The organism is Occallatibacter sp. (assembly GCF_036502485.1).
GTDB lineage: Bacteria > Acidobacteriota > Terriglobia > Terriglobales > Acidobacteriaceae > Telmatobacter.
On sequence record NZ_DASXYM010000052.1, the window covers coordinates 1 to 9,997 of the forward strand.

Annotated in this window: 9 protein-coding genes and 2 tRNA genes; 9 read left to right on the forward strand and 2 right to left on the reverse strand. The window is 60.0% G+C overall.

Features of this window, described 5'->3' with window-relative positions; translation table 11 throughout:
• Window positions 1–285 precede the first annotated feature (285 nt).
• Together VGL22_RS08700 and VGL22_RS08705 are read left to right on the forward strand one after the other, a co-directional pair.
• The gene (locus VGL22_RS08700; RefSeq protein WP_465266516.1) at window positions 286–1,326 is read left to right on the forward strand and encodes a DUF7544 domain-containing protein; all 1,041 of its coding nucleotides are present in this window, start codon (window positions 286–288) and stop codon (window positions 1,324–1,326) included.
• Between the two features lie 110 nt (window positions 1,327–1,436).
• The gene (locus VGL22_RS08705; protein ID WP_465266517.1) at window positions 1,437–2,639 is read left to right on the forward strand and encodes a DUF6599 family protein; all 1,203 of its coding nucleotides are present in this window, start codon (window positions 1,437–1,439) and stop codon (window positions 2,637–2,639) included.
• A 434-nt stretch (window positions 2,640–3,073) separates the two neighbouring features.
• Here the strand turns inward: VGL22_RS08705 and VGL22_RS08710 are convergent, their stop codons facing one another.
• Window positions 3,074–3,322: a hypothetical protein gene (locus VGL22_RS08710; RefSeq protein ID WP_465266518.1), complete on the reverse strand. Its 249-nt coding sequence runs from the start codon at window positions 3,320–3,322 to the stop codon at window positions 3,074–3,076.
• Window positions 3,323–4,189: 867 nt separating this feature from the next.
• Here VGL22_RS08710 and VGL22_RS08715 point away from each other — a divergent pair.
• Window positions 4,190–4,265 (forward strand) — tRNA-Thr (locus VGL22_RS08715).
• Between the two features lie 305 nt (window positions 4,266–4,570).
• The gene (locus tag VGL22_RS08720) at window positions 4,571–5,518 is read left to right on the forward strand and encodes a tetratricopeptide repeat protein (RefSeq protein ID WP_465266519.1); all 948 of its coding nucleotides are present in this window, start codon (window positions 4,571–4,573) and stop codon (window positions 5,516–5,518) included.
• 70 nt (window positions 5,519–5,588) lie between these two features.
• On the opposite strand, the gene VGL22_RS08725 is transcribed toward VGL22_RS08720, so the two are convergent.
• Window positions 5,589–5,780 (reverse strand): hypothetical protein, encoded by a 192-nt coding sequence (locus VGL22_RS08725; RefSeq protein WP_465266520.1) that lies wholly within the window; start codon window positions 5,778–5,780, stop codon window positions 5,589–5,591.
• A 307-nt stretch (window positions 5,781–6,087) separates the two neighbouring features.
• On the opposite strand from VGL22_RS08725, the gene VGL22_RS08730 reads away from it, so the two are divergent.
• The 5 genes from VGL22_RS08730 to VGL22_RS08750 all read left to right on the forward strand — a co-directional run.
• Entirely contained in the window at window positions 6,088–7,389 is a 1,302-nt protein-coding gene (locus VGL22_RS08730) for a molybdopterin molybdotransferase MoeA (protein ID WP_465266521.1), read from the forward strand.
• 8 nt (window positions 7,390–7,397) lie between these two features.
• A complete protein-coding gene (gene moaC, locus VGL22_RS08735; protein WP_465266522.1) occupies window positions 7,398–7,889 on the forward strand; it encodes a cyclic pyranopterin monophosphate synthase MoaC in 492 nt (163 codons plus the stop codon).
• A 108-nt stretch (window positions 7,890–7,997) separates the two neighbouring features.
• A tRNA-Ser gene (locus tag VGL22_RS08740) sits at window positions 7,998–8,090 on the forward strand.
• 904 nt (window positions 8,091–8,994) lie between these two features.
• Window positions 8,995–9,837, forward strand: a complete 843-nt coding sequence (locus VGL22_RS08745) for a hypothetical protein (protein WP_465266523.1) — start codon at window positions 8,995–8,997, stop codon at window positions 9,835–9,837.
• 61 nt (window positions 9,838–9,898) lie between these two features.
• The coding region (locus tag VGL22_RS08750) for a transposase (protein WP_465266524.1) at window positions 9,899–9,997 on the forward strand (99 nt) is incomplete at its 3' end.

Here is a 9,997-nt window from a genome sequence, read left to right on the forward strand (position 1 = left end):
TTGATTAATAACGATTTATCGAGTCATTAAATGTGATCCATATCACCATTTCAAGCACCCCCTCCCCCTACCGCGCCCACATTCAACCCCCATCTCTCTCCAGACAGTCGTTCTGCGCGGGTTAACTATCCGGTAAATACACCCCCCCGGTCCACCCATGCCGGACTGCTCGCCGCCGCGGAACCCGCCGCCGCCCGCAGCCGTATCTCTCCATGCCGACGCTGCCGGGCTGCCGCCCGCCATCCTGTTCCGTGCTACCCTCGTGGCGTCCCAAAAGGAGCATCCATGTACGTGCTCTCTGCCACTGAAGCCATCTCCCCCGCCCTCAATCGCACCCGCGACCTGCTCTTCCGTCCCTTCCGCTGGGGCAACTACCTCAAGTTCTGTGCCGTCGCCGTCCTCACCGAAGGCACCTGGTCCAGTCTCCGCTCCAACTCCGGCGGCGGCTCCAAAGGCAGCCACGGCAGCGTGCCCTTCCACGTCGATCTCGGCATGATCGCCGGACTCGCGACCCTCGCCGTCCTTCTGTTGATCTTCGCCGTCGTCCTCCTCTACGTCGTGGTGAGGCTCCGCTTCGCGCTCTTCAACTCCCTCGTCCAGCGCACCCGCGAGCTCACCTCCGGGTGGCACATGTACCGCGAGCAGGCCATGCGCTTCTTCCTCCTCTCCATCGTGGTCCTCATCGGATTCCTCGCCGTCGCCGCCGTGGCACTGGCCCCCTTCGTGCCGGGAATCCTGCGCCTCATCCATCAGAGCCAGACCGCCGGCCGCCTCGACATCGCCGACTTCCTGCCCCTCATCCTGCAACTCGTTCCCGTCCTCTTCCTCCTCTGCCTGGCCGGCGTCGCCGTCGACGTGGTCATGCGCGACTTCATGCTCCCCCACATGGCCCTCGAAAACGCCTCCGCCGGCGAGGCCTGCGCCGCCGCCCTGGAGAGCATCTCTGCAGAAAAGGGCGCGTTCCTGCTCTACACGGCCCTCCGCGTCATCCTGCCCTTCGCCACCACCATCGCCCTCACCGTGGTCCTCATCGTCCCCGCCATCATCCTCTTCGGCATCCCGGGAGTCCTTTTTGCTCTGGTACACGCCCTGCAGGTGCACTCCACCGGCGCCGCGTGGCTCATCGCCGTACTGCTGGAGGTAGTCATCGGAACCTTCATGGTCGCCCTCGGCCTCATGATGGCCATCTGCTTCGGCGGACCGGTCAGCCTCGCCCTCCGCAATTACGCGCTGCTGTTCTATGGCGGTCGCTACCCGCTGCTCGGCAACCTGCTCTCGCCCCCGCCCCCGCAGACCGCGCCCGAGGCCTCGCCCCTGCCGGCTTAGGCTGCCAATTCCCCTCTTCGGGAACCTTTCGCCCGCCTGGGGTGTCCAACACAGAGAGGGCAGCTCCGATCGAGAAGGAAGAAGCTGTACTCTGAACGTCGGAGTTGATTTTGTCTATTCACTCGTTTCACCGATTGATTGCCTGTGCGGCCCTGGCCTTCGCCGCCGCCTCAGGAGCCCAGCAGAAGCCTGCCGCGCCGGCTGCATCCCCTGCCTCGGCCGCATCGCAGAAGTCTGCATCGCAGAAGGCCGCGGCCACCCCCGCCGCTCTCAGGGCAGACAAGCCGCTGCTGCCCGATTCCTTTGCCGGCTGGGTGACCAAAGATGCCCCCAAAGCTATCGGGGACGCCTCCCAGGCCGATGCTCAAAATACCGCGGCCCTCAAGGAATACGGCTATCAGGCCGGCGCTACCGCTACCTACCAGCGCGAGGGCGAGACCCTGACCGTGCGCGCTCTGCGTTTCAACGATCTGAGCGGCGCCTACGGCGCCTATTCGTTCTACCGCGGCACCGGATGGCCTAAAGAAGACATTGGCAACGGCGCCGCCTCCAACAAGAACCGCGTCATCTTCTGGCGCGGCCTCATTGTCGTCGACGCGAATTTCTCGCGGATTGGCTCCATGTCCGGATCTGAACTGCGGGAACTGTCCAGCCAGCTCCCGGAAGCGCAGGGCACCAAGGCTCTCGCCCCGCCCATCCTTTCGATCCTTCCGAAGAAATGGCTTGATGCACAGAGCACCCACTACGCCCTCGGCCCGGCCGGCTATGTCGGCTCCGGTGGAGTACTCCCCCCGGACCTCGTCGGCTTCGATCGCGATGCAGAGGCCGTGACCGCCAACTACTCGCTCACATCAGGCCCAGCCGTGTTGACGCTCGTCGAATATCCCACTCCGCAAATGGCCGCCGCCTTCGAGACAAAGATCCGCGACTACATAAAATCCGCAGCCAAAGCCTCCCCCCCCTTCCCCAAGCCCATGCAGGATTCGGATCAAGCCTCCCTCGAGGTGCGTCGCACCGGCCCGGTGGTCGCGCTGGTCAGCGGCGATGCTATCCCCGACGAGAGCCACAAACTTCTGGCGAGTGTCTACTACCGCGAGGATTACGTTTCGGTTCCGCAGCCTACGGAGTCGGAGGTTTCGAAGACCAGCAAGCTACTGGTGGGCATCGCCTCGCTGGTGCTTCTCGGAGCGGCAACAGCGATCTTCCTCGGTGTATTCTTCGGGGGCGCCAGAGCCATGTACCGCATTTCGAGGGGTAAGCCTGTGTCGAGTGTCTATGAGGCCGAGTTCATTAGGCTCGACCTCCGAGAGTGAGCAGCCTGTTGGTTCCGGGAAATGGCGCGCATCTGAACCGTTAACCCGCCTGAAACCCTGTGGAAAAGTGCACAAATACGCCGCGAAATCCCATCCAAACCGGGCAAAAACCCAAGTTGAGAAGGCGAACAAGCTGCGAAGCTGGCTCTCGGAGGAAGGGCCCTGCCTTGCTTGCAAGTCGTTGAGAGTGTTGCGCTTAAATTATCTCTCTTTATTCTTGACACCGGTCGAGCCGGAACCTACTATGCAGCCAGAAAGTTCTGATGGCTTTGCCTCCGTTGGAACTATTCTCCCTAAGGGAAGAGCTGCCCTGTTGCCGGGCGGCTCTTTCCGTTTTTGAAGCCTTCGAGGCTGGGTTCAACACCTCCAGCTTCAACGCCCTCCAACACATCCGTCCGGCATATTGTTGGGCGCGCCCCAATTCGAGTGTCAGCTCAGCGACCTGGCGCGGCGATGTCTCCCATCATGGCGCGGATGACCACCAAAATGGTGACGGTGACCGCCGCCCAGATGCAGGTCCAGAAGCCGACTCGACTGAAGGAAATGAAGAGCGCGCCGCTTCTACCGCTAAGGGTGAACCCGAACTGATCCGGAAGAAGCGCGCGGACCGCGGCGGCAAGCAGAAAACCTCCAGCCCAAACGAATGCGATGCGGAAGGCGAGCACCAGCGTCTGCGCCATCATGGGCGTGTCTCCCTTGTGAGGCGCCGCGCAATCGCAAACGCCATCAAAATCAAACTGTATCGGAAATTCCCCCTACCGCGGAAGCGCCGCAGGAGGAGAGTGTGCCCGAGCGGCTGCAGTCCCAGGTAAGGCGCCTTCTCCGCAAGCCGAACGCCCCGCTGAGGACCGATGGCCAGAGGCCATTAGACGGGCCTCTCAGTTGTCACGCGATAGAGCGAGGAGGGAACCTGATTTTGCCTCGGTAAATCAAACGCCGAATAAGCCGCGCAAAACCAAGAGCGATAACAAAACCATCAGGGCAAGCACTGACTCGATCAGGAAACCGAAAAACACGCCCCGGAACACAGCACACGTGCCGCGAGAATTGGAGACAACGTACAGCAGCGGTGGATTGGGTGGTCCCGAGCGGGCAACGTTTGCTCCGCGGATGAAAGCTGGGTTCGGCATATCTGTAGCCCAAGTCCTGTCGGAGAATCAATTCCACTGAAGCACGGCGATCGGCAGCGTTTCTCTTCTAGGGTCGGACAGCGATTTGGACCGTGAGGTGTCTGGGGTGGTGTGAGCTACGCCACCAACACACGTCGCGGCGACATCGATGAGCGCAAACGGCAACTGAGCCCCTCTGCTTCGCGGATCGTAACCTGCCTCTGGTGCAAAAATCCATTCAGTGCCTCAAAGCCGGGGGAGACGGCCCAGAGAAGAGTGGCAACAGTGTAGCGATCACCGCTGGATCGCGCAAGCGGGAGTTTCGTTGGTGAAGAGGGCCGACGCCGGGATCAGAGTTGGCTGGAGGGCACACTGCGAAGCGTGCAAACTCGCGGCCGGCCTTTACCGGAGAGCGCCGCGCAGATACAATCAGGTCAGTGCGCCGACGTAGCTCAGTTGGTAGAGCAGCTGATTCGTAATCAGCAGGTCATCGGTTCAAGTCCGATCGTCGGCTCCACTTCTGCCCCCTGTTCAATTCTCCCGTAAAGTGGCGTGATAGACACCTTGAAGCCGCTCCCGCTTCGGGATGTACCAAGTCAGGTACCGGTTATCCACGTACTTTTTGTTACGCGGTTAATTCCTGTCTGCTTATCCACTTTTATTCTTGGCATAATCGCAGCAAGTAGAGCGGTTCCTCCGTCGCGGTCCGCGGGAATATCAAAGCGCCAGAGGCCGGTTCGCCGTATGAACTCCACCGCCGCACCGCAGGTGCTCGTTTACAGGTGCGGCACAAACTGCCGCAACCAGGCACGGGAGCCATGAGTGAGCATCTATAGCCGCCAGGATGTGTTGCGAATTCTACAGATCAGCGCCCGCCAGTTACAGGGATGGGAAAGAGCTGGACTGATCGTTCCCCAGCAGGCCTACACGTTCCAAGACCTCGGGCAGTTGCGAATCCTCCGGGCGCTGCGCGAGGACGACGTTCCCGCCGCGTCCATCCGGCACTCCATCAGCGCCATGAAAGCGGTGGCCGGCATGATCAATCCGCTGCTGGAAGCCACGGTGGTGCGAACGGGTAGCACACGCATAGCGTTCCGCCACCACGGAGCGATGGTTGACCCAATCCGGCGGCAGTTACTGTTCGATTTCGAGCGCGCGGGGCAGAAAGACGCTCTCTCGGAACCGGCTCCGCTGCGGCCCCGAGGGGCTGATCCGCAGCGCAACCAGCAGGATCTGTTCCTCATGGCTGTTCAGGCCGAGGAAACCGGCGATCGTCAAAGGGCCATCGAGCTATATGAGCAGATCGTCGCAGCCGATCAATCCTACGCCGCTGCGTTCATCAATCTGGGAACCATCTACTTCCACCTGCGCCAGTATGGGCGTGCGGAAGAACTCTACCGGCGCGCGACGGAAGTGGATCCGGACTACGTACTAGCCTTCTTCGACCTCGGCAATGTGCTGGATGAACTCGACCGGCCAGAAGAGTCAATTGCTGCCTATCAGCAGGCGGTAGCACTGGCTCCTCGATACGGCGATGCCCACTATAATTTGGCGCTCGCATACGAGCGGAAGGCTGAACTCCGTCATGCCTTGCGGCACTGGCAGGCTTACGTGCGCCTGGACCGCTCGGGCCCCTGGGCTGAGCACGCCCTCGGTCAGATACGCAAGCTTCTGAGCCGCGAAAAGCTGGCCATCGCCTGGCGTGCGGAGAAATACATCGCCCCTGTGACTGGCAACCCGGGCCTGCGAATCGCCGGCCCAGACGAATAGAGCAGGCATTCCTCAGAAAGCTGAAATGATGCGCTCGCTCTCCCTCGGGAATTTGCTTTTCGAGGTCCCTTCAGTCAATATTCCGGGGGGCCTGCGCATCGTGCAGCGGTCGGATTTCCGTGAACGGAACACTGAACACCGCATCACCCTGCACCAGCGGAATGACGTCAGCGATCTGTAGCTCCACATCCACCCACACTACAAGGAACAAGCCGTCGCGGCCCTCAACCCGAACACGTTCGCGTGTTGCCGGCGTTCTCAAAGCTGGCCTCCTCGCTCTCGCGCCGTTCGTTCAATGCCGGCGCTGCATCCGGTCTCGTGCTGTTGCCAAGCCCTGGCGCGGTCCAGGTTGCGACTTGCGGCTCCTCGTCGGCCAGATAACTGGGGAGAAATCCGATATCAGCGCAAGAACTTCGCACCACTGTCAGAGGACTGGGCCTTTAAAGTCCAACAACCTTCATCGATCTAGCGCCTAATGAAGCCGGGAGTAAGGAATTATGCCTTGAACGTATCCCGGCCGGCATCCGATGTCTAGCAGGGGAAAACCCTAGGTAGGTGCGCGTGAGGGTTTGCCCTTTGAGCCGCGGGCGAAGGTGACCTTCTACAATCCACACATGGTCGCCGCTCTCCCGAGCTTCCCTGAAGCCGCCCGCGCCGTCTACGACTACGCCGCGCAATTATTAGCCCACGCGCCGCGTCTGGAGCGAGTGCCCCTTCAGGCAGCCACGGGGCGCATTCTTGCACGGCCCATCCGTGCGGACCGCGACATGCCCGCTTTTTCGCGTTCCACGCGCGACGGTTTCGCCGTCCGCGCCAGAGAGGCCTCTGCCGGCGAATGGCTTCACGTGCGCGGCTCCATCCGCGCTGGACAGGCACCGGCCGGACCGCTGCCTGCTGTCTCCGCCTGGGAGATCATGACGGGCGCTGCTGTGCCTGAAGGCGCCGACGCTGTGGCCATGCTTGAGCATGTGGAAAGCGCCCACGGCGAGAACGAAGCAAGTCGTATCCGCTTGGCCCACCGCCGCAAGCTGAATGGGGGCGAGAATGTTGTTTCTGCTGGCGCGGAAGCCCACGCGGGCGAAGAACTCGTCGCGGCCGGAAGCTGCCTCGGGTGTTCGCAGATTGCAGCGGCCGCCACTTGCGGATACGACAAGGTGGACGTGTTTGCCCGGCCACGCGTCGCGATCCTCACTACCGGAGATGAACTGGTGCCCGTCGGCGAAACGCCCGGCCCCAGCCAGATCCGCAACTCGAACGCCCTCATGCTGGCAGCGCTGGTGAATCAGAGCGGCGGCGATGCCTGGGTGCTGCCTGTTGTCCGGGACGAGTCGAAAGCAATCGCGTCCGCTCTGCAGAGCGCCATGCAAGCTGACATGCTGCTGATCTCCGGAGGCGTTTCAGCCGGAAAATTCGACTTGGTGGAGCCTGTTCTGTCTCAGCTCGGAGCCCGCTTTCACTTCACAGGCGTGCGCATGCAGCCCGGCAAGCCGCTGGTGTTCGGCGAGATCGACCGGGGCGGGGTGGTGGTGCCGCTGTTCGGACTTCCCGGCAATCCGATCTCCTCGGCGGCAACCTATCTGCTCTTCGCCTCGGCGGTGCTGCGCGGGCTGGCTGGAGTGCAACAGCCAGCGCCGCACTTCGCTGCGGCCCAGCTTTCGCGCGAGGCCAGGGGCAAGCCGAATCTCACGCGGTTCATTCCATCCGCGGTTACTTCCGATCCGCTTTCGGGCGAGCTGGCGCAGGTGGCGCCGGTGCCGTGGCAAGGATCCGGCGACCTTGCAGCCTTTGCCCGCGCCAACTGCTTCATAGTGGTGCCCGAAGGCACTGACCGGCTCGCCGAAAACGACGTTGCCCGTATTCTTCCCATTTAGGGGGCCCCATGAGCCACTCCAACCCGACGAACCTCTCCCACTACGATGAAGCCGGCCAGGCATCCATGGTGGACGTCAGTGCCAAGCAGGCCACGCACCGCACCGCCACGGCAACGGCCTTCGTTCAGTTGTCTGCCGCGGTGATTGCCGCTCTGCCGCAAAATTCCAAGGGCGATCCGCTGGAAGTGGCGCGTTTCGCGGGAATTCAAGCCGCCAAACGCACTTCGGAGCTCATTCCAATGTGCCATCCGATTCCACTGACCCATGTTGATGTTCAGGCGCGCATCGAAGCTGAAGGAGTCCGCATCACTGCTACCGCGGCCACGGTGGGGGTGACGGGCGTAGAAATGGAATCGCTGACGGCGGCGTCAGTGGCCGCGCTGACCATTTACGACATGACCAAGGCGCTGGACAAGGGGATTGTGATCCGAGAGATTCGACTTGAATCGAAAACCGGCGGTAAGTCCGGCGACTACAGCCGCGAGGGTGGTCGCATCTGAAAGGGGCGGCGATCGAACGAATGTTGCCGGGACAACCGCCGTACCCAAGACGAAATCGCGCCGCGCCGTTTCCAAACCTGAAGTTCCCGGTATAATCCAAACAGACCCGGAGAGATGGCCGAGTGGCTGAAGGCGGCGGTTTGCTAAACCGTTATAGGGTCAAAAGCTCTATCGGGGGTTCGAATCCCCCTCTCTCCGCCACCTTACAATGAAAGCTCCTTAGATACCTTATAAATAGCTTATATTGCTTAGATTTACAGGAATTACCTGAATCTATATTATTACCCTAATCCACCCAATTCCGCCCTGTCGCGGTCAAAAACCTTACAAAATCGACCCCACCTTACAACGGGTTTTCCACACCAGCGCACCTACCGGAACAACGCCTCAAAGGGTTAAGCATGGGCAGCCACCGGAATTGTTTGATTCATTGAGTCGGAGAAACCCTTCGACGTTCAGAGGTGTTTTTGCAATCGCAGGACGCCGATCCGCAAAGCCACTCGGTCGAAAGATTCTCGGCGCAAAGCCGACCTAGCGTTACTGATCCGATTTCGTTGAGCGAATCGGTGATGATGCGCCCATCGAGAGCCAGTGGCATATCGTCGATTACCTGCGACATCTTTGAAAAGGCGGTGCGAAATGGAAATCAAAGATTATGGCCATAACCGTCAAATTTCTTAGGGGTCGATGGAAGGTACCACGCCACAGGGTCATTTCTTGGAGTGGTTGGCAAATCTCACTCAAGAGGCTCTTTTCTTTGGAAGTGATGGCAAATACCATCGGGCTGGTTCTTTCCTGGGTCGAGATGGTGCATACCACCGATCAGGAGAGTTTCTCGGGTCCGACGGGAAGTATCATCCTCAAGGTCAGTTGATCGGGAGAGACGCGAATTAGGAGGGTCTGATATGCTCTGCTCATCAATCCCAGATCTTCCAAGTAGTAGCAGAAGAGATATTCGCTCTATTTGACGTATCTCGGAAGTCCGAACGCCATCCCAGGCCGAGGTCATTCCAGTGCTCCTGAAGCTGCCAATATAGCGGCCGCCTTTACGCGACCGCGCTGGAACTCCCTTGTACCGCTAACACTCGTGAAAGTGAACTTTCCTATGAATGCTCTTCGCGCCTTGCGTCCGTCGTGCGTCACCCTCCTGCTAATCTTCCTTTCTGCCTGTGGTCGGGGTTTGAGCCAGACTAGTCATGATGGCCCGCCGCCTGCTGCGTCAGCCACGGTACCCAGCACAGAGAGTCGTAAATGGGTGAACCCGTGTTCTTCTGACGCCACCGCCACACAGGCCTTGCCGGGCAGTGTGTGTTCTTTCCTCATCGAGGCCTACGCTGAGACAGACAAGCGCTGCGGCCTGATTCCGGCTCACCGCTTCTGGCCGCCATCTCACTGGCATACCTATCCAGCCTACGAAATCATTCCCAATGAAGTCGCGATGAACGTGAAAGGACATATGGGCACGGCCACCGACCCATTCGTCTTCTCTGACAAAATCTCTCTCGCTACGCTCCTCACCTCTGTCACAACTATCCCTGGAAATGCAGCTCTCAAAATGCTAATCGATAACGAAAATGCCATTGTCGTTCCTCCGGGTGAAATAACCTCCAATCTCTACAAACTCGACTTCGATCCGAAGATTGATCCGGCAATCCTTAACATCGACCAATACTCTAGATCCACCCGCACCGTCTCTTGTGACAATGCTTTGAAAGCCAGTGAAAACGGCAGCGTACAGGTTGCGATTGCCAAAGCGTCGGAACAATTCTCCGCCCAGTCGGACGATTCGCAAAGCATGAAACTTACAAGCGGCACATTCCGATCTTCAATGGATTGGCTGGCTCAAGAACATCCCAACGCGTTCTATTACGAAGCGCTCGACCTTTACCGGCGCCAGATTCAAGCCAATATTGCGCCACCCTCCGCGCTTTACTACATCAGTCAGTGACCTGACCCCCTGAATCCGCCCATTTCGGAATACGATTTGGACGAAGGAAGGGGAAGGACGGATGAGCCGAAGCAAGCACACGGAGGCGCAGATGATCACTGCGCTGAAGCAGGTTGAGGCGGGCCGCACGGTCGAGGATGTGGCTCGGGAACAGGGCGCC

Bases quoted from the DNA above. Each gene is read 5' to 3' on its own strand.
- VGL22_RS08700 (WP_465266516.1), top strand. From the start codon at position 286: ATGTACGTGCTCTCTGCCACTGAAGCCATCTCCCCCGCCCTCAATCGC.
- VGL22_RS08710 (WP_465266518.1), bottom strand. From the start codon at position 3,322: ATGATGGCGCAGACGCTGGTGCTCGCCTTCCGCATCGCATTCGTTTGG.
- moaC (WP_465266522.1), top strand. From the start codon at position 7,398: ATGAGCCACTCCAACCCGACGAACCTCTCCCACTACGATGAAGCCGGC.
- VGL22_RS08745 (WP_465266523.1), top strand. From the start codon at position 8,995: ATGAATGCTCTTCGCGCCTTGCGTCCGTCGTGCGTCACCCTCCTGCTA.